The following is an 18,661-nucleotide window of genomic DNA, read 5'->3' as shown; positions in this document are numbered from 1 at the left end:
ATCAGCCGTGCTTCTTCATCTCCACCGGCGGCGTGCCGTGGGTGTGGAAGGACTCGATCGTCTTGAGGCCCCAGGCCTGGCCCTTCTTGCGCTCCTCCTCGGTCCACACGATCGGCTTCCAATCGGGCGCAAGGATGAGCCGCGCACCGGCATTGGCGACCTCGACGCGGTTGCCGCCGGGCTCGTAGACGTAGAGGAAGAAGGTCTGCTGGATCGCGTGCTTGTGCGGACCGGTCTCGATGTGGATGCCGTTCTCCAGGAAGATGTCGGCAGCGCGAAGGATCTCCTCGCGGCTGTCGAGCGCGTAGGTGACGTGGTGGAAGCGGCCGGGCGTGCCGGAATGGTCGAGCGAATAGGCAAAGTCGTAGCTCTTGTTCGACATGGTCAGCCACATCGCGGCTTCGCGGCCGTCGTTGAGCACGATCTGCTCGGTGAGCCGGCAGCCGAGATAAGTCTCGAAGAACTCGCGGTTGGCCTTGATGTCGACGGCGAGGCAGTTGAGATGGTCGAGCCGGCGCACATTGACGCCGCGCGCGGGAAAGCGTTGCGCCTGGTTCTTCAGCGCTGGTTTCAGTTCCGGCGGAGCCTGATACCATTCAGTCTCGTAATAGAGCTCGACGATATGGCCGTCGGGATCGCGGCAGCGGAAGGTCGGTCCCTGCCCCATGTCGCCGTCGATCCAGCCGATATCGAAGCCGGAGCCCTTCAGGGCGGCGACACGGCGCTCCAGCGCCTGCTGGCTGCGCGCGCGCAGCGCCATGTGCTCCATGCCTGATGTCTTCGACGCCGTGAGCTTGAGCGAATAGCGCTCGTAATCGTCCCAGCCGCGCAAGTACACCGACTCGCCCTTTTCGCCGCTGACGGTCATGCCCATGACGTCGACGAAGAACTTCAGGCTCTCATCGGGCTTGGGCGTCAGCAGTTCCATGTGGCCGAGATGGGCGAGATCGAGGATCGGTTCGGGCTGCATGGTCTCCTCCAGGCGTGGCTAGACAAGGCGTGGCTTGCGATCCCGGTCACGGAGGCGCGCAATCGGCGCCGACCGCAAACGTTAACGGGCGCGCCCGGTCGGCGCCCGCGACCGCGGGTTCATTTGCACTAATGTACAAATGATTAGGTCTCGTCAACAAACCAAAGCGCGTCTCCCGCGACCGATGCCGGCCTCGCCGGGCGAGGAGGATTGTCCCGCGAGGGGCGGACGGACTGCGCGAATGGTAAAATACTCCTTAATTTCAATTTCGCCTGCCGGCCTAGAGATGCAACATTTTCCCGCCTTTTCTGCCCACAAGTATGCATTGGGAACAAACTTCACGACCGAATTGTCGCGGATTTAACAAAGCGCCCGCATCTGCCGTTTAACCGTTTGTGCAGCCACCGCCGCGCATAGTCGGGAAAACATCTTGTCTTCTCGGGTTCATCCATCGTGACATCTTTTGGACGCGTGATTTCGGTTCGCGGATCGCTCGCCCGGGTCGGCCTCCTGGCGGAAAGCCGGATGCCGGTCTCGGAGGTTCGGGCGACCGTTGGCCGTTTCGTCAGCATCCGCAGTTCGAGCTCGGTCATCGTCGCCATGATCACCGAAGTGTCCTGCGAGAATTTGTCGAGCAGCGACAACTACATCGCGGCCGCCTCGGTCGATTTGCTCGGCGAGATCCTCAACGCCGCCGACAAGCCGAAATTCCAGCGCGGCGTCACCAATTATCCGACCATCGGCGATGCCGTCGACCTGATCACCAGCCAGGAGCTGCGCACGATCTACGCGCCGACCGGGTCGGACCAGATCAATGTCGGCTTCCTCCAGCAGGACCGCTCCGTCGTGGCCTATGTCGACATCGAGGAGATGCTGTCCAAGCATTTTGCCGTGCTGGGATCGACCGGCGTCGGCAAATCGACCGGCGTATCGCTGCTGCTCAACGAGATCCTCAAGGCGCGGCCGAACCTGCGCATCTTCCTGCTCGACGTGCACAACGAATATGGCCGCTGCTTCGGCGACCGCGCGCTGGTGCTCAACCCGCGGAACCTGAAGCTGCCGTTCTGGCTGTTCAATTTCGAAGAGATCGTCGACGTGCTGTTCGGCGGCCGCGCCGGCGTGCCCGAGGAGCTCGACGTCCTCGCCGAGGTGATTCCGATCGCCAAGGGCGTCTACACCCAGTACCAGAACGCCGACCGCATCGGCCTCAAGCGCATCGATCCCAAGCAGGTCGGCTTCACCGTCGACACGCCGGTGCCGTACCGCCTCGTCGACCTGATCTCGCTGATCGACGAGCGCATGGGCAAGCTCGAAAACCGCTCCTCGCGCATCATCTATCACAAGCTGATCTCGCGCATCGAGGCGGTCCGCAACGACCCGCGCTACGCCTTCATGTTCGACAACGCCAATGTCGGCGGCGACACCATGGCCGAGGTGATCAGCCATCTGTTCCGCCTGCCCGCCAACGGCAAGCCGATGACGGTGATGCAGCTCGCCGGCTTCCCGGCCGAGGTCATCGACTCCGTCGTCTCGGTGCTGTGTCGCATGGCTTTCGACTTCGGCCTGTGGAGCGACGGCGTCTCGCCGATGCTGTTCGTCTGCGAGGAGGCCCACCGCTACGCTTCCGCCGACCGCAACGTCGGCTTCGGCCCGACCCGCAAGGCGGTGTCGCGCATCGCCAAGGAAGGCCGCAAATACGGCGTCTATCTCGGCCTCATCACCCAGCGTCCGGCCGAGCTCGACGCCACCATCATCTCCCAGTGCAACACGCTGTTCACGATGCGTCTTGCCAACGAGCGCGACCAGGCACTGCTGCGCGCCGCGGTGTCGGACGCCGCCGCGAACCTGCTCTCCTTCGTCCCCTCGCTCGGCACCCGCGAGGTGCTGGCGTTCGGCGAAGGCGTCGCACTGCCGACGCGCCTGCGCTTCAAGGAGGTGCCGCCGCACCAATTGCCGCGCGGTGAAGCCACCATCAGCAGCGTGCCGTCCGTCACCTCCGGCCACGACATGCATTTCGTCGGCGCCGTGCTCGAGCGCTGGCGCGGCGCCACCTCGCAGCGCGACGTGCCGAACGACCCGGTGTTCTCGGCTCCGCCCGCGAAGTCGATGTCCAGCCTCGAAGCCCCGATGCTGCAACCCTCGATGGGGCTCGACCCCGACCGCTTCTCGCTGCTGAAGAAGCCGCTGCGGTAAGGCCGCAAATTCCGCTGTCATGCCCCGCGAAAGCGGGACATCCAGTATGCCGCAGCTTCTCCGTATTTCATCACCGTCTCGGAATACTGGATTGCCCGCTTTCGGGCGATGACACCGAGTGTATGGCGCGCCCCGCGGAATATCGCTGCACATTGAGGCCATTGCCCGCATCGACTATGGTTGCGCCGGCCCCTAGCCGGAACCATGCTCATGACAAAAACCGCCGCACAACGCTTCCCCGCCCCAGCGCTCGACACGCTCCCCGACGACATCCGCACGCGCCTTCTGGGCGTGCAGGAAAAGAGCGGATTCGTGCCGAACGTCTTCCTCACGCTGGCCTACCGGCCGGACGAGTTCCGCGCGTTCTTCGCCTATCACGACGCGCTGATGGAGAAGGACGGCGGCCTCACCAAGGCCGAGCGCGAGATGATCGTGGTGGCGACCTCGGCCGCCAACCAGTGCCAGTATTGCGTGATCGCGCACGGCGCCATCCTGCGCATCCGCGCCAAGAATCCGCTCATTGCCGACCAGGTCGCGGCAAACTACCGCAAGGCCGACATCACGCCGCGGCAGAAGGCGATGCTCGACTTCGCGATGAAGGTCTCGGCGGACGCACAGCGCGTCTCCGAGGAGGATTTCACAGCGCTTGCGCCCCACGGCTTCAGCGACGACGACATCTGGGACATCGCCGCGATCTCCGCTTTTTTCGCGCTGTCGAACCGCCTCGCCAATTTCACCGGCATGCGACCGAACGAGGAGTTCTACCTGATGGGGCGCCTGCCGAAGACGTAGGCTAGGCCTCCTCGACCGCGAGCGTGATCGATATCTTCATGCGGGGCGAGCCGTCCTCGCGGACATCGACGACGACACGATGCGCGCTGCCGGCGATGAAGGCGTCGCGGGCGATGGATGCGCCGGTGACAACCGCTTCCTTGCGCGCGCCTTCCATATTCACGAAATCCTGCCCGTCCTCGTCCGGAATAAAGCGGCCGTTCTCATGGATGTCGAAATGGAATCGCGGCATCAGCGGCTCAAAGTGTTGGCGACTGGTGCAAATAACGGCCGTCGAAATCGGCTAGTTCCAAAAGTTTTGGCTCGTCGAGGACAGTGACGCGGCCGCGATGGAACTCGACGATGCCATCCTGACGCAACTGCTTGATCACGCGATTGGCATGTACGGCGGTGATTCCCAGGGCTTCGCCGATCTGCTCCTGCGTCAGCGGCATCTCGAAACTGCTGCCGTCGACGCGGTCGATGAGCCTGAGGCGTTCGCGGAGCTCGATCATGACGTGGGCGAGCCGCGCCGGCGCAGGACGCTGGCCGACATTGACGATCCATTCGCGAAACATCGCGGCATCGATCAGCGTGTCCCGCCAGAACATCTCGGCAAGCGTCACCCGGCGATGGTGCAGTTTTCGCAGGGTCTCGTGATTGATGAAGCCCAGCGTGCACGGCGTCAGCGTCGTCAAATCGTGATCCATCACATGCAGAAACAGGCTCATCAGGTCCGGAATTTCGCCGGGAATGTGGATGGAGAGGATCTGCCGCTTGCCGCTCGAAATCGTCTTGGAGCGCACGCAGAAGCCATCGACGATCAGGCAGCAATCGGTTGCCCGCTCGCCGTCCCGCACGACCGGCGTCTCGGCGGGAAATTGCCGCACCGAAATCGGAAGGGCTTCGATTTCCTTGACGTCGTCCTCCGAGATGCCGGAAGAGACGCGCAGGCGACTAATTAGCGCCGCGCGGATCGCGTCGCTGGGCACGGGGGTACTCCGCGTTATTCATGGACTCTGCGCCGCAGCGCGTGCAACGAAAACCCGCGATCCGCGTCCCCGGTTCCAACAAAAGTTAAGGACGCGGCTTGCCGGCCCATGGTTGTCTTTGCGCTGACAAAGGCAAATCATGACCAAGAAGCGCAACCGTACGCGACCAGCCCTGACGCTCCAGGAGCGTCTGAACAAGTTCACGCAGGAAGCCCGCGACGCCGCCAAGGACAAGCCGGCCGGCGCCGAGCGCCACGCGCTGCTGCAGAAGGTGCGCGACGGCGAGGCCGCCGCGGAGATGGAGCGCCTGCTGTCCACACCCGCGTCGCAAAATCCGAAGTGATGGAGCGGCCGCTGTGCTGCTTGCGGCTGCCCGAGCGCTACGGCGCTAGCGTTTCGCCATCAAGTCGAGCGCCGGGGCAAAGCGCTCGGAGAATGTCAGGGTTTTGGCGTGGTGAACCGCGGCAAACGATGCCGAAATTCCTGCTGAAGCGACGGCGAGCAAGGCGATGGCGAAAACCAGACGGCGCATTTCGGCCTCCTGTGTGAGCTCGGCTACCCCATAGGATGGGACGGCTCTGTTTCAGGACGGCTTCGTCGGCGCGGAAAATGGTGTCGCTCAAGCGGCTGTGATGAGATCCGGCTTATCCGGCCGCGCGCCCGTAACCAACTAATCATGGTGGTCGTTGTCCTGCGACCGTGCGCGTGCCGGGAATTCTCCCTGTGCCATCACGATCGCGATTCGCAAGACTGCAGCGACAAGCAGCATCTGCCGGCATGTGGAGTGATCAGGGAATACTCAAATGAAAGTCGTTATTCGGAAGCTCAATGGTCTGTGGCATCTCATTGTCGGGTCATGCCAGATCCGAACGCCCTTCCTGGAAACCCAGGACCGCGCGCTGGTCGTCAACTACGCTCGCCGCGCCTACCCCGGCGCCAAGATCTACCAGCGCGACTGATGCGTATGCTGCGCGCCTAATCATCGTCCGCCGGCCCGCACCAGCCCGGCAGATAGATCGCATCTTTGCTCTTGGCCGCGGCCAACGCCTTTTCGAGCGCCGTGTCGAAATTGGCGTCCACCGCCTTGCGCGAGAGTTTCCGGCGCAGAAAATCGGCCCACAGGAATTCCGAGAACGGCGTGGTGTCCTTGGCGAAGCCACCCATGCGGCGGAGCTCGCCGGCAAGGCTGCGGAACGGGTCGTCCTTGAGGTCGACCACCGATTTCGGCAAATCGCGGAACGGCCGCCGCTCGCCCTTGGCGTCGTAGGGATAGACCCAGCGCTTGTTGTCCATCACGCCCCAGAACGCCTCGCGCTCGACCATCCTGAGATCGCCGACCACGGTCACCAGCACCTCCTCGATGCCCTCGTCATGCAGCGCGCGGCCGAGATGATGATGGTCGATCACGTAGTAGCGCTGGTCGGGTCCGTAGACGACGGGGATCATGTGGCTGCCGAGCAGCTCGGACTGCTTCTTCTTGCCGTGTTCGCGCCAGCGCTTGCGCTTCTCCTTGACCTCGCGCATGCCGACCGTCATCTGCGTCGGCCGGAGCGACAGGATCGGCACCGGATGCACTCTCGGCTCGCGCGCGTTGGTGGTCATGGTCGAAGGGCCCTCGCCTGGTTGTAATGGGTGATCCGGTTCCCTCGATTATGCCATGGGCCCTGCGGCGGCAAAATGCGTTCGACGCCCTTCCAGGACGGTTGCTGCGGCGCACCCCGGGAACGACCATGAAAGATAGTGCGAAAGCGCAATGCACGTGCGCGTTGAGAAGATTTTCTGCAACGCCTTCGCCACGTGTGCTATCTGAAATCGCTGCTTCGGAGTGATCCCCGCACCATGAAAACCCAGCGGCCCATCAGCTCGGATGAGGAGCACCGGGTGCTCCAGTTCAGGCCGCGCAACGCGCCTTCGCCGGCGGTGCAACGGGGCAGCGGCACCGTGCAGCCGCTGCGCGTCGCACCCGAGCCGCTCGACCTGTCGCGCTACGAGCGGCCCCGCCCCGAGCCGGACCATTTCCGCCACCGCATGCTCGCCAATATCGCCGCGCTCGCCTTCACCATCGCGCTGACTGCGGTCGGGATCTGGCTCGCGGTGAGCATCGCCGACCTGCGCCGGACCCAGGATTGCGTGCTGATGGGCCGCCGGGACTGCGCCAGGATCGCGACGCCGCAGATTTAGCCACGGCCCGCCTCCAGTCCCCCGGCGAAAGCCCAGCCGACGGCATCCCCAGCCCCTGTCCCCGAGGCCGTCCGGCTCCATTGAACTCAGGGCGGCGCTCCGATATACGGGCTTTCGACCCGGCCAGAGGGGGGGTTGAGGGCGTCATCAGGGGCGCGATGCCCACCCACCATGCCACTCTGGAAAATCTGACAAATATCCGCAATATATCAAAGGCTTAGTGATGTCCTCCACATTCGATCAGGTCGCTACGATCATCGCTGAAACCTGCGACATTCCGCGCGACACGATCACGCCCGATAGCCACGCCATCGATGACCTTGGCATCGACAGCCTCGATTTTCTGGACATCGCGTTCGCGATCGACAAGCAGTTCGGCATCAAGCTGCCGCTGGAAAAGTGGACCCAGGAGGTCAACGACGGCAAGGCGACCACGGAACAGTATTTCGTGCTGAAGAATCTGTGCGCCCGCATCGACGAACTGGTTGCGGCCAAGGGCGCGGGCGCCTAAGCGCGCAGTCATGCAACTCGAATACTTCCACATGATCGATCGCGTCGTCGACCTCAACGTCGACGCGAAGACGATCGTCGTCGAGGCGCAGGTCCCGAAGGAGAGCACCATCTTCGAGGGGCACTTCCCGGGCTATCCGCTGATGCCCGGCGTGCTCCTGATCGAATCGATGGCGCAGGCCTCGGGCTGGCTTCAGCTCGGCGTGCTCAAGTTCGAGCGCATGCCGATCCTGGCCGCCGTCAAGGAGGCCAAGGTCCGCGGCTCGGTGTTCCCCGGCGATCTCATGAGCATCGAGGCGACCCTGTCGCATCAGGGCTCGGGCTACGCGGTGACCGAGGCCAAGATCAGGGTCGGCGGCAAGCTGCGCGCGAATTCGACGCTCACCTTCACGCAGATCCCCTTCCCCAATGCGGATATGCGCGGCTACATGGACGCGGTCGCCAAACGCGTCGGCTTTCCGCAACAGGCCGTATCGCCATGACTGACACTGCTTCGAAGCCCGGCCAGACGGAAGTCTGGATCACCGGCATTGGCCTTGCCACCTCACTCGGCGAAGGCCTGGACGCCAATTGGGCCGCGCTTCAGGACAAGCGCATCAATGTCGACGAGAAGGGCTTTGCGCCCTACATCGTGCATCCCCTGATGCCCGTGAGCTTCGACAGCCAGATCCCGAAGAAGGGCGACCAGCGCCAGATGGAAGCCTGGCAGCGCATCGGCACCTATGCCGCGGGGCTTGCGCTCGACTCCGCCGGGATCAAGGGCAACAAGGACATCCTGTCGAAGATCGACATGGTGGTCGCCGCCGGCGGCGGCGAGCGCGATCTCAACGTCGATACCGGCGTGCTCACGGCTGAGGCCAAGGGCGCCAATGCGCCCGGTTTCCTCAACGAACGGCTGATGAGCGATCTCCGGCCGACGCTGTTCCTGGCCCAGCTCTCGAACCTGCTCGCCGGCAACATCGCCATCGTGCACGGTCTCGGCGGCACCTCGCGCACCTTCATGGGCGAAGAGGTCGCGGGCGCCGATGCCGCCCGCATCGCATTGGCGCGCATCGCCTCGGGCGAGAGCGACATCGCGCTGATCGGCGGCTCGCACAATGGCGAGCGCAAGGATCTCATGGTCCTCTACGAATTCGGCGACTTCAATCTGAAGGACAAGTTCGCTCCGGTGTGGGCGCGCAAGGACCACGCCGGCTTCGCACTGGGATCTGCCGGCGCGTTCCTGGTGCTGGAATCGAAGGCGCATGCGGAGGCACGCGGCGCAAAGCCGTTCGCAAAGCTGTCGAGCGTCGTTGCCGACCTCGCCCGGCGCAAGCAGCCCGGCGACATGGCCGCGACGCTGGAGAAGCTCTGGGACAAGCTGCCCAGGCGCGAGGGCAAGGGCGCGATCATCTCAGGCGCGACCGGCGCGGAGCCCGCGACCTCGGAAGAGCGCGGCTTCCTGAAGAGCCACGCCGACTTCCCGGTGCGCTCGACCGGCACGATGTTCGGTCACACCATGGAAACGCAATTCCCGCTTGGCATTGCGCTCGCTGCGCTGTCGATCTCGCGCGGCGCGCTGTTCCCGCCGAATGATTCGACCGGGACCGAGATTGAAATGCAGGGGGCGCCCACCCAGATTGTGGTGGTGGGAGCCGGACACTGGCGCGGCGAAGGCATGGCGCTGGTCGAGGCCGTGAGCTGAAGCGCGCCTGCGCTTTGGCCGGATGATGCTCTAGCTTGATCGGGGGATCGACATGACTGCACCACGCGACAAACTCGGGCGTCCCGTCGTCGTCGTCACCGGCATGGGCATCATGACCTCGCTCGGTGCCGGCAAGGCCGACAATTGGGCCAAGCTCGTCGCCGGCGAATCCGGCATCCGCACCATCACGCGCTTTCCGGTCGACGGCCTGAAGACGACGATGGCCGGAACGGTGGATTTCGTCAGCGTCGATCCGTTCTCCTCCACCGGCCTGTCCGAGCGGATGGCCGAACTCGTGACGGAGGAAGCGCTCGCGCAGGCCGGCATCGGCGCCAAGGCCGATTTCCCCGGTCCCCTCTTCCTCGCCGTTGCGCCGGTCGAGGTCGAATGGCCGCAGCGCCGCGAGCTTGGCCGCGCCGTCGGCGCGCCCGACTTCACCTATGACGATCTCCTGCGCATCTCCGGCGGCGGCAAATACAGCGCCTATCATCACCGTTTCATGTTCGGCTCGGTGGCCGCGCACCTCGCCGAGACCTTCGGCACCAAGGGCTCGCCGATCTCGCTGTCGACGGCCTGCGCCTCGGGCGCGACCTCGATCCAGCTCGGCGTCGAGGCGATCCGCCGCGGCGAGACCGATGCCGCGCTGTGCGTCGCGACCGACGGCACCGTGAATCCGGAAGCGTTGGTACGCTTCTCGCTGCTCTCGGCACTGTCGACCCAGAACGATCCGCCGCAGGCCGCCTCCCGTCCCTTCTCCAAGAACCGCGACGGCTTCGTCATGGCTGAAGGCGCCGGTGCGCTCGTGCTGGAAAGCTACGAGGCTGCCACCGCGCGCGGCGCAAAGATTCTCGGCGTGATCGCCGGCTGCGGCGAGCTCACCGATTCCTTCCATCGCACCCGCTCGTCTCCTGATGGGAAGCCGATCATCGGCTGCATGAACAAGACGCTGGCCGATGCCGGCATGACGCCGGACCAGATCGACCACATCAACGCGCACGGCACCGCGACGCCCGAGAACGACAAGATGGAGTACAACACGACATCGGCCGTGTTCGGCGATCTCGTCTCGAAGATCCCGGTCACCTCCAACAAGTCGATGGTCGGCCACACCATCTCGGCCGCAGGCGCAGTCGAGGCGATCTTCTCGCTGCTCACCCTCGAGCATCAGCGCATCCCGCCGACGATCAACTACGACAATCCGGATCCCACGATCCTGTTCGACGTGGTCGGCAACAAGGCGCGCGACGCCCGCGTCACCGCGGTGATGTCGAACTCGTTCGGCTTCGGCGGCCAGAACGCCTCGCTGATCCTGACCCGCGAACCGGCCTGACCGGACGCATGGCGCTGCTTCCTGCGAGCACGAAGGCCCGCGCGCGGGAGGCAGCAAAGTCGATCGGCGGAGGCCTGATCGGCGCGGCCACCGTCGGCCTGCTCCGCACCACGCGTTATTTCGATCCGGCCAAGACCTCGGACTTCTTCGCGCGCGTCGTCAAACTGATCGGGCCGCGCCTGCGCGAGCACCGCATCGGCCGCGCCAACCTCACCGCTGCCTTTCCCGAGAAATCGCCGGAAGAGATCGAGCAGATCCTGATGGGCGTGTGGGACAATCTCGGCCGCGTCGGCGCCGAATTCGCCCATATGGACCGCGTCTGGGACTATGACCGCGACAATCCGGACAAGAGCCGGATCGAGCTGCCGCCGCGCAGTATCGAGCTGTTCGACCAGATCCGCGACGACGGCAAGCCGGCGCTGATCTTCGCCGCGCATCTGGCCAATTGGGAATTGCCCGCGCTCGCCGCCGTCGCGCACGGGCTGGATGCCGCGATCCTCTACCGCCGGCCCAACATCGCCTCTGCCGACCGCATCATCCAGGAGATGCGCCAGGTCAACATGGGCACGCTGATCCCGGCGGGACGTGATGCGCCGCTGCGCCTCGCGCAGGCGCTCAAGGACGGCAAGCACGTCGCCATGCTGATCGACCAGTATCTGACCGGTGGCGTCGAGGTCACCTTCTTCGGCCGCAAGACCCGCGCCAACCCGATGCTGGCCCGCCTGCTCCGCCAGGTCGAATGCCCGATCCACGGCGTCCGCATCATCCGCCTGCCCGACGGCCGCTTCACCGCCGAGCTCACCGAAGAGGTCCCGCCGGTGCGCGATGCCGAGGGCAAGATCGACATCCAGGGCACGACGCAGGCGATCACCAGCGTGGTGGAAAGCTGGGTCCGCGAGCATCCCGAGCAGTGGCTGTGGCTGCACCGAAGGTGGCGGTGAACTTTGCTCCGTCCTTGCGAGCGCAGCGAAGCAATCGAGAATCTTTCCGCAGAAACAGTCTGGATTGCTTCGTCGCTTAGCTCCTCGCAACGACGTTGAGAGCAGCCCTCACCGCCCCGTCTTCACCTTGGTCCAGAGCCGATTGATGATCCGCTGCGTCGCCGGCTCACGCGCCGTGATGACGAACAGCTTTGCGAGCGTCGCCTCGTCCGGATAGATGTTCTTGTCGTTCAAGATCTTCGGATCGACCAGCTTCTGGCTGGCGAGGTTGCCGTTGGCGTAGGACAGGAAGTCCGAGTTCTTGGCGGCGACATCAGGACGGTAGAGATAGTTGATCAGCGCGTAGGCTTCCGCGACGTTCCTGGCATCCGCGGGGATCGCGAGATTGTCGAAGAACATCTGCGCGCCCTCCTTCGGAATGGTGTAGCCGATCTCGACGCCGCTCTTGGCTTCCGCGGCGCGGGCGCGGGCCTGCATGATGTCGCCTGACCAGCCGACCACGAAGCAGATCTCGCCGGTGGCGAGCGCACTCAAATATTCGGAGGAGTGAAACTTGCGCACCGAGGGCCGGACCTTGGCGACGATATCGGCGGCCTTCTCGAGGTCCGCCTGCCTGGTCGAGTTCGGATCGAGCCCGAGATAGCTCAGCGCCGCCGGAAAGATGTCGTCGGCGGAATCCAGCATGTGGACGCCGCAGTCCTTGAACTTGGCGAGGTTCTCCGGCTTGAAGACGATGTCCCAGCTGTCGATCTTCGCGTCCGGCCCGAGGATCTGCTTCACCTTGGCGACGTTGTAGCCGATCCCCGTCGTGCCCCACATGTAATTGGCGGCATAGACATTGCCGGGGTCGTAGATGCCAAGCCGCTGCGTCACCACCGGCCAGGCATTGGCGAGATTGGGCAGCTTCGACTTGTCGAGCTTCTGGAAGATGTTGGCCTTGATCTGGCGCTGGAGGAAATAGGCGGTGGGAACCACGACGTCATAGCCGGACTTGCCGGCCATCAGGCGTGTCTCCAGCGTCTCGTTGGCATCGAAGGTGTCGTAGACCACCTTGATGCCGGTCTCCTTGGTGAAGGCCTCCAGGACGTCCGGCGCCATGTAGTTGGACCAGTTGTAGAAGTTGACGACGCGCTCCTCGGCCCCTGCGGGAGGTGAGAGCAACGTCAGCACGGCGGCGATTGCAAAACCAAGGCAAAGCCTGGAGCGGCTGACGTTGGTCATCTGGATCTACCTCTTGCGTCCGCGCACCGCATCCGACAGCCGCTCCAGCGCGGTGTCGAGGGTTTCGTCCTTCTTGGCGAAGCAGAAGCGCACCACCGAGGTCACGGGGTCCTGCTCGTAGAAGGCCGAGACCGGGATCGCCGCCACCTTGTAGTCCTTCACGATCCGCCAGCAGAACTCGGTGTCGCTCTCGTTGAGCCCGAGCGGCGACAGGTCGACGGTGAGAAAGTAGGTGCCTTGCGACTTCAGCACGGGGAAGCCGAGGCTTTCGAGGCCCTTGGTCAGCCGATCCCTGCTCCGCGTCAAATCCTTGCGCATCGACAGGAAGTAGTCGTCGGATTTGCCGAGACCGTAGGCGACGGCGGCCTGCAGGTTCGGTGCGGTGGTGAAGGTCAGGAACTGGTGCACCTTGGCGGCGACGCGCAGCAGCGGCGGCGCGGCGCAGACGAAGCCGATCTTCCAGCCCGTCAGCGAGAAGATCTTGCCGGCCGAGCCGACCTTGATGGTGCGCTCGCGCATGCCGGGGATGGTGATCAGCGGGATGTGCTTGTGCTCGTCGAAGGTGACGTGCTCCCAGACCTCGTCGCAGATCGCGATGACGTCGAACTCCTGGCAGTAGCGCGCGAGCAGCTCGAGATCCTCGCGCGGATAGACCACCGCGGACGGATTCAGGGGATTGTTGAACAGCACCGCCTTGGTCTTTGAATTGAAGACGCTTTTCAGCATGTCCTCATTCAGCCGCCAGTGCGGCGGCTCGAGCCGGACGAGACGCGGAATGCCGCCGGCCTGCCGAATGATCGGCAGATAGGAATCATAGACCGGCTGGAAGCAGACCACCTCGTCGCCCGGCTGGACCACCGCGAGGATCGCCGAAGTCAGCGCCTCGGTGCCGCCGGAGGTGACCATCACCTCGCTCATCGGATCGAGCTTGAGGCCGTGCCAGTGGCCGTAATGGGTCGCGATCGCCTGGCGCAGCTCCGGCAGGCCCATCATCGACGGATACTGGTTGTAGCCGTTCAGCGAGGCCTCGGCCGCGGCGCGGCGGATATCCTCGGGGCCGGGATCGTCAGGAAAGCCCTGGCCGAGATTGATGGCGGCATTGTCGCGCGCGGCCTGCGACATCGCCTCGAAGATGGTGACGGGAAGGTCGGAGAAGACCTTGTTCAGGGAAGAGCTTTTCGACATCGGCCCGGTCAGCCACCGACCTTGCTGGGAAGCCCCGCCGCTTTCCAGCCGAGCATGCCGCCGGCCAAATGCTTGTCGTAAGGCAGGCCCGCCGCCTGCGCCGCGAGCGAGGCCGTGACCGAGCGCTTGCCGGAGCGGCAGGCGAACACGACCTGCTTGCCTTGCGGATCGGGAATCGCCTTGGGGTCGAAGGTCGAGAGCGGAACCACGACGCCGTACGGATAGGCTTCGGCTTCGACCTCGTTCGGCTCGCGCACGTCGACGAGCAGATAGCGGCCTTCCTCGACACCCTTGGAGACCTCGTCCGGGGTCAGATCCTGTACCTGGTTTGCCACATCATCCTCCAACGTCGCGCCTGCCGGCCGGGGCGATCCCGGCCGGCGGCAACCTCGCCTCTCGGCCGGCGAAAATCAAGCGCTACAAAGGCTTGAGCCGCGCGGCGCAAGTTAAAGCTAAATCGCAGCGACTTGAAGTGTGGCTTTCGGGACCCTGAAAAACCTGCTCCGGCCCGCACCGCGCATTCGGTGTCATTCCCCGCGAAAGCGGGGAATCCAGTACGCCGCGGCTCCTCGGTTCAACCACAAACGTCTCGGCGTACTGGGTCGCCCGGTCAAGCCGGGCGACGACGTCGGTGGAGCTAGATCGTCACCTGGGTGCCGACCTCGACCACACGGCCGCTCGGGATCTGGAAATAGTCGGTGGCGTCGTTGGCGGAGCGGCTGAGCGAGATGAACAGCCGGTCCTGCCAGCGCGGCATGCCGGAATGGGCGGCGGGCTTGAGCGCTCTGCGCGACAGGAAGAACGAGGTCGACATGATGTCGAACTGCCAACCGAGCTTGCGGGCGATGGCGAGGGCCTTCGGCACGTTGGGCGATTCCATGAAGCCGAACTTCAGCGTCACCTTGGAGAAGGTCGGCGAGATCTGCTCCAGCTTGACGCGCTCGGCCGGATCGATCCGCGGGGTCTGCGCGGTCTCGATGGTGAGAATGACGTTCTTCTCGTGCAGCACCTTGTAGTGCTTCAGACTGTGCATCAGCGCGGTCGGCGCGCTGAGGGGATCGCTGGTCAGGAACACGGCCGTGCCGGGCACCCGCTGCGGCGGCCGCTTCTCCAGCATCGCGACGAGGTCGGCGAGCGGGAATTCGAGCTTGCGCGATTTCTCGAATAGCAGCCGGCTGCCGCGCCGCCACGTGTACATCAGGATGATCATGAGCGCGCCGAGCGCCAGCGGCACCCAGCCGCCCTCGAACACCTTGAGCAGGTTTGCGGCGAGGAAGGTCAGGTCGAGGAACAGGAACGGCACGATCAGGGCGGCGGCGGCGAACGGCGACCACCGCCAGACCTTCCAGATCACGACGAAGCCCATCATCGCCGTGACCACCATGGTGCCGGTGACGGAGATGCCGTAGGCGGAGGCCAGCGCGCTGGAGGAACGGAACAGCAGCACCAGCAGCACCACCGCCACCAGCAGCAGCTGGTTGATGCGCGGGATGAATATCTGGCCGGAATGGGCTTCGGATGTATGGCGAATTTCGAAGCGCGGCAGCAGCCCGAGCTGGATCGCCTGGCGCGTCAGCGAATAGGCACCGGTGATGACCGCCTGGCTCGCGATCACGGTCGCAGCGGTCGCGAGCACGACCATGCAGCCGCGGAAAAAGCCTTGCGGGAAGAGCTGGAAGAACGGGCTGACGATCGCGCCGGGATCGCCAAGCACGAGCGCGCCCTGCCCCAGATAGTTCAGGGCCAGCGACGGCAGCACGATGAAGAGCCAGGCGGTCTGGATCGGCCGCTTGCCGAAATGGCCGAGATCGGCATAGAGCGCCTCGGCACCGGTGACCGCCAGGAACACGGCGCCCAGCGTCACGAAGCCGATGATGCCGTGGTGCAGCATGAAGGACACGGCGTAGAGTGGGTTCAGCGCGAACAGCACCTGCGGCTGCTGGATAATGGGGTGGATCGCGGCGATCGCGATCACCGCGAACCAGACGCACATGATCGGGCCGAAGAACGCGGCGACACGGGCGGTGCCACGCGACTGCACGGCGAACAGGCCGACCAGGATCACCACAGTCAGCGGCACGACATAAGGCTCGAACGTCAGGGTGACGTCCTTCATGCCCTCGATGGCCGACAGCACGGAAAGTGCGGGGGTGATGACGGCGTCGCCGTAGAACAGGGCGCCGGAGATGATACCGAGCAGGACGATGGTCGCTCCGCCAGTGCCGACCGCGCGCTGGGCCAGCGCCATCAGCGCGAGCGTGCCGCCCTCGCCGTTGTTGTCGGCCCGGAGCAGGATCACGACATATTTGAGCGTCACCACGACGATGAGCGCCCACAGGATCAGCGAGAGCACGCCCAGCACGGCCGCGGGCGTCGCGAGCCCTTCGGCGCCCGAGGCCGCCGTCACCGCCTCGCGGAACGCGTAGAGCGGGCTGGTACCGATGTCGCCATAGACGACCCCGATGCTGCCGAGCGTCAGCGCGCCGAAGCGGGCGGTGGTGTGGGCGTCGCCATGCCCATTGGCCGCCGCCGTTTCCGGGGCGGGGATTGCTACGTCGCTTGTCATGGGAGAGCCCAGTGGCCTCTAAAAAATGCTTCGCTGCACAACGGCGGAAGAGCGCGCGGCTTATAGTCCTGCGCCGCCGGCATAGCCTAGCCCGAATCTGGGCCCTCGCCATGCGAATTTTGCATGGGTCCGCCGATTGCGTTCAAATGGTGACTTGCGTGCCAACTTCAACCACCCGCCCTGTGGGAATCTGGAAATAGTCGGTGGCGTCATTGGCGGACCGGCTCAGCGCGATGAACAAATGGTCCTGCCACAGCGGCATGCCCGACTGCGCCGAGGCCTTCAGCGACCGCCGCGACACGAAGAACGACGTCGACATGATGTCGAACTGCCAGCCCTGCTTGCGCGCGATCGCAAGTGCCTTGGGCACGTTCGGCTGTTCCATGTAGCCGAAGCGCAGGCGGACCTTGAAGAACTTGTCGCTGATCTTCTCCATCCGGAAACGTTCCGACAGATCGACCCGCGGCGTATGCGCGGTCTCGATGGTCAGGATCACGTTGTGCTCGTGCAGCACCTTGTTGTGCTTGAGATTGTGCAACAGCGCGGTCGGCACGAAAGAGGGATCGCTGGTGAGGAATACGGCGGTGCCCTTGACGATGTGCGGCGGCCGCTTCTCCAGGCTCCGGATCAGATCGTCGAGCGGCACCTCGATCCGCCGCGTCTTCTGGATCAGGATTGCCGAGCCTTTCCGCCACGTCCAGATCGTCCCGGCCATGGCGGCACCGAACAGCAGCGGCACCCAGGCGCCCTCGAGCAGCTTGAGCAGATTGGCACTGAAAAAACTTATGTCGACGACGACGAAGGGCAAGATCACGGCCGCAGCCGCGGCAGCACGCCAGTTCCACAACTTCCAGATTACGATAAAGCCCATGATGCCGTCGGCGACCATGGTGGTGGAGACCGCGATGCCGTAGGCCGAGGCCAGGTTGCTGGGGGTGTGGAACAGCAGCACCAGCAACATCACGCCGATCAGCAGCAGCCGGTTGACGCGCGGCAGATAGATCTGACCGGCATGGGTTTCGGAGGTGTAGCGCACCTCGAATCGCGGCAGGAGGCCGAGCTGCACCGCCTGATAGACCAGCGAGTAGGCGCCGGTGATCACCGCCTGGCTCGCGATCACGGTTGCGGCGGTCGCCAGGCCCACCAGCGGCAGCACCAGGCTCTCGGGCACCATGCGGTAGAACGAATGCTCGATCGCGCCGGGATCGGACAGCACCAGCGCGCCCTGCCCGAAATAGTTGATCAAGAGCGCAGGCAGCACGAAGAACATCCAGGCCGACTGGATCGGCTTGCGGCCGAAATGGCCGAGATCGGCGTAGAGCGCTTCGCCCCCGGTCACCGCGAGGAACACGGCACCCAGCGTCACCAGGCCGATCGTGCCGTGCGACAGCAGGAATTGCAGGGCGTAATAGGGATTGATCGCGGCCAGTACCGACGGATCGTCGGCAATGTGAACGGCGCCCATCACCGCGATGACGGTGAACCAGATCACCATCACCGGCCCGAAGGCCGAAGCCACCAGCGCCGTCCCCTTGCTCTGGACCGCAAAGAGCAATGCCAGGATGAGGACGGTGAGCGGCACGACGTAGTGCTCGAAGGCAGGCGTTGCGAGCTTGAGGCCCTCGACCGCCGACAGCACCGAGATCGCCGGTGTGATCATGGAATCGCCGATGAACATGGAGGCGCCGACCACGCCGAGGGCGAGCAGGAACCAGCTCCGCCGTCCGAGCGCGCGCTGGCCGAGCGCCATCAGCGAGAGCGTGCCGCCCTCCCCGTTATTGTCGGCGCGCAGCAGCAGCAGGACGTATTTGGCGGTGACGACGATCAAGAGCGCCCAGAGGATCAGCGAGAGCACGCCGAGCACCATGACCCGTGAGACCGGCTCGCCATGGGCCGCGCCCCTGACCGCCTCGTGGAATGCGTAGAGCGGTGATGTGCCGATATCGCCGAAGACGACGCCGATGCTCCCGAGCGTCAGGCCCCAGAAACCCGAGGTGACCGGCCCGTCCTGAGCTTCGGTCGATGTGATGCTCGCCGTCATGTGAAACTGGAAACGCTTCTTCCCGAGAATTGATCCGGCGCCTTTTGACGGTTCCGGCGCGCCTGTCAATCGGAGC

The 18,661-nt window shown here is 64.6% G+C and carries 20 protein-coding genes; 10 read left to right on the top strand and 10 right to left on the bottom strand.

Features of this window, described 5'->3' with window-relative positions:
• Nucleotide 1: 1 nt before the first annotated feature.
• Nucleotides 2-970: a catechol 2,3-dioxygenase gene (locus I3J27_RS15165; RefSeq protein WP_270170593.1), complete on the bottom strand. Its 969-nt coding sequence runs from the start codon at nucleotides 968-970 to the stop codon at nucleotides 2-4.
• A gap of 453 nt (nucleotides 971-1,423) precedes the next feature.
• On the opposite strand from I3J27_RS15165, the gene I3J27_RS15160 reads away from it, so the two are divergent.
• On the top strand, nucleotides 1,424-3,163 hold the full coding sequence (locus tag I3J27_RS15160) for an ATP-binding protein (protein ID WP_270170591.1): 1,740 nt from the start codon (nucleotides 1,424-1,426) through the stop codon (nucleotides 3,161-3,163).
• A 210-nt stretch (nucleotides 3,164-3,373) separates the two neighbouring features.
• The gene (locus I3J27_RS15155) at nucleotides 3,374-3,955 is read left to right on the top strand and encodes a peroxidase-related enzyme (RefSeq protein ID WP_270170589.1); all 582 of its coding nucleotides are present in this window, start codon (nucleotides 3,374-3,376) and stop codon (nucleotides 3,953-3,955) included.
• A 1-nt stretch (nucleotide 3,956) separates the two neighbouring features.
• Here I3J27_RS15155 and I3J27_RS15150 read toward each other — a convergent pair whose 3' ends face one another.
• Nucleotides 3,957-4,187 carry a DUF6894 family protein gene (locus tag I3J27_RS15150; protein WP_270170586.1) on the bottom strand — a complete coding sequence of 77 codons (231 nt, stop codon included), beginning with the start codon at nucleotides 4,185-4,187 and terminating at the stop codon, nucleotides 3,957-3,959.
• 7 nt (nucleotides 4,188-4,194) lie between these two features.
• Nucleotides 4,195-4,926, bottom strand: a complete 732-nt coding sequence (locus tag I3J27_RS15145; RefSeq protein ID WP_270170584.1) for a Crp/Fnr family transcriptional regulator — start codon at nucleotides 4,924-4,926, stop codon at nucleotides 4,195-4,197.
• 139 nt (nucleotides 4,927-5,065) lie between these two features.
• Between I3J27_RS15145 and I3J27_RS15140 the strand changes: the two genes are divergently transcribed.
• Nucleotides 5,066-5,269, top strand: coding sequence for a hypothetical protein (locus tag I3J27_RS15140; protein WP_270170582.1), 204 nt, complete (start codon nucleotides 5,066-5,068; stop codon nucleotides 5,267-5,269).
• A gap of 45 nt (nucleotides 5,270-5,314) precedes the next feature.
• Here the strand turns inward: I3J27_RS15140 and I3J27_RS15135 are convergent, their stop codons facing one another.
• Nucleotides 5,315-5,458: a hypothetical protein gene (locus I3J27_RS15135; protein ID WP_270170580.1), complete on the bottom strand. Its 144-nt coding sequence runs from the start codon at nucleotides 5,456-5,458 to the stop codon at nucleotides 5,315-5,317.
• 271 nt (nucleotides 5,459-5,729) lie between these two features.
• On the opposite strand from I3J27_RS15135, the gene I3J27_RS15130 reads away from it, so the two are divergent.
• A complete protein-coding gene (locus tag I3J27_RS15130) occupies nucleotides 5,730-5,885 on the top strand; it encodes a hypothetical protein (RefSeq protein ID WP_270170578.1) in 156 nt (51 codons plus the stop codon).
• A 16-nt stretch (nucleotides 5,886-5,901) separates the two neighbouring features.
• Here I3J27_RS15130 and I3J27_RS15125 read toward each other — a convergent pair whose 3' ends face one another.
• A complete protein-coding gene (locus tag I3J27_RS15125; RefSeq protein ID WP_270170574.1) occupies nucleotides 5,902-6,528 on the bottom strand; it encodes a ParB-like protein in 627 nt (208 codons plus the stop codon).
• Between the two features lie 237 nt (nucleotides 6,529-6,765).
• On the opposite strand from I3J27_RS15125, the gene I3J27_RS15120 reads away from it, so the two are divergent.
• The 6 genes from I3J27_RS15120 (at nucleotide 6,766) to I3J27_RS15095 (ending at nucleotide 11,572) form a co-directional block, all read left to right on the top strand.
• Complete coding sequence (locus I3J27_RS15120; RefSeq protein WP_270170572.1) at nucleotides 6,766-7,107, top strand: hypothetical protein; 342 nt, start codon at nucleotides 6,766-6,768, stop codon at nucleotides 7,105-7,107.
• Between the two features lie 223 nt (nucleotides 7,108-7,330).
• A complete protein-coding gene (locus tag I3J27_RS15115) occupies nucleotides 7,331-7,618 on the top strand; it encodes an acyl carrier protein (RefSeq protein WP_094974763.1) in 288 nt (95 codons plus the stop codon).
• A 10-nt stretch (nucleotides 7,619-7,628) separates the two neighbouring features.
• Entirely contained in the window at nucleotides 7,629-8,099 is a 471-nt protein-coding gene (locus I3J27_RS15110) for a 3-hydroxyacyl-ACP dehydratase FabZ family protein (RefSeq protein ID WP_270170566.1), read from the top strand.
• Nucleotides 8,096-9,301, top strand: coding sequence for a beta-ketoacyl-ACP synthase (locus I3J27_RS15105; RefSeq protein WP_270170564.1), 1,206 nt, complete (start codon nucleotides 8,096-8,098; stop codon nucleotides 9,299-9,301). The genes I3J27_RS15110 and I3J27_RS15105 overlap by 4 nt, the downstream gene beginning before the upstream one ends.
• Nucleotides 9,302-9,353: 52 nt before the next feature.
• Complete coding sequence (locus I3J27_RS15100) at nucleotides 9,354-10,631, top strand: beta-ketoacyl-ACP synthase (RefSeq protein ID WP_270170562.1); 1,278 nt, start codon at nucleotides 9,354-9,356, stop codon at nucleotides 10,629-10,631.
• Nucleotides 10,632-10,639: 8 nt separating this feature from the next.
• Complete coding sequence (locus I3J27_RS15095) at nucleotides 10,640-11,572, top strand: lipid A biosynthesis lauroyl acyltransferase (protein WP_270170560.1); 933 nt, start codon at nucleotides 10,640-10,642, stop codon at nucleotides 11,570-11,572.
• A 108-nt stretch (nucleotides 11,573-11,680) separates the two neighbouring features.
• On the opposite strand, the gene I3J27_RS15090 is transcribed toward I3J27_RS15095, so the two are convergent.
• The 5 genes from I3J27_RS15090 to I3J27_RS15070 all read right to left on the bottom strand — a co-directional run bounded on the left by I3J27_RS15090 (nucleotide 11,681) and on the right by I3J27_RS15070 (nucleotide 18,585).
• The gene (locus I3J27_RS15090; RefSeq protein WP_270170558.1) at nucleotides 11,681-12,793 is read right to left on the bottom strand and encodes a polyamine ABC transporter substrate-binding protein; all 1,113 of its coding nucleotides are present in this window, start codon (nucleotides 12,791-12,793) and stop codon (nucleotides 11,681-11,683) included.
• 6 nt (nucleotides 12,794-12,799) lie between these two features.
• Complete coding sequence (locus I3J27_RS15085; RefSeq protein WP_232955977.1) at nucleotides 12,800-13,978, bottom strand: aminotransferase; 1,179 nt, start codon at nucleotides 13,976-13,978, stop codon at nucleotides 12,800-12,802.
• Between the two features lie 8 nt (nucleotides 13,979-13,986).
• Nucleotides 13,987-14,313, bottom strand: a complete 327-nt coding sequence (locus I3J27_RS15080; protein ID WP_166816950.1) for a rhodanese-like domain-containing protein — start codon at nucleotides 14,311-14,313, stop codon at nucleotides 13,987-13,989.
• 302 nt (nucleotides 14,314-14,615) lie between these two features.
• Entirely contained in the window at nucleotides 14,616-16,544 is a 1,929-nt protein-coding gene (locus I3J27_RS15075; RefSeq protein ID WP_270170552.1) for a potassium transporter Kup, read from the bottom strand.
• 142 nt (nucleotides 16,545-16,686) lie between these two features.
• Nucleotides 16,687-18,585 carry a potassium transporter Kup gene (locus I3J27_RS15070; protein WP_270170550.1) on the bottom strand — a complete coding sequence of 633 codons (1,899 nt, stop codon included), beginning with the start codon at nucleotides 18,583-18,585 and terminating at the stop codon, nucleotides 16,687-16,689.
• Nucleotides 18,586-18,661: the final 76 nt, after the last annotated feature.

The sequence above is a fragment of the Bradyrhizobium xenonodulans genome (genome assembly GCF_027594865.1).
Lineage (GTDB): Bacteria > Pseudomonadota > Alphaproteobacteria > Rhizobiales > Xanthobacteraceae > Bradyrhizobium > Bradyrhizobium xenonodulans.
Note: the sequence above shows the minus strand (reverse complement) of the source record. Positions and strands in the feature narration are given on the sequence as shown.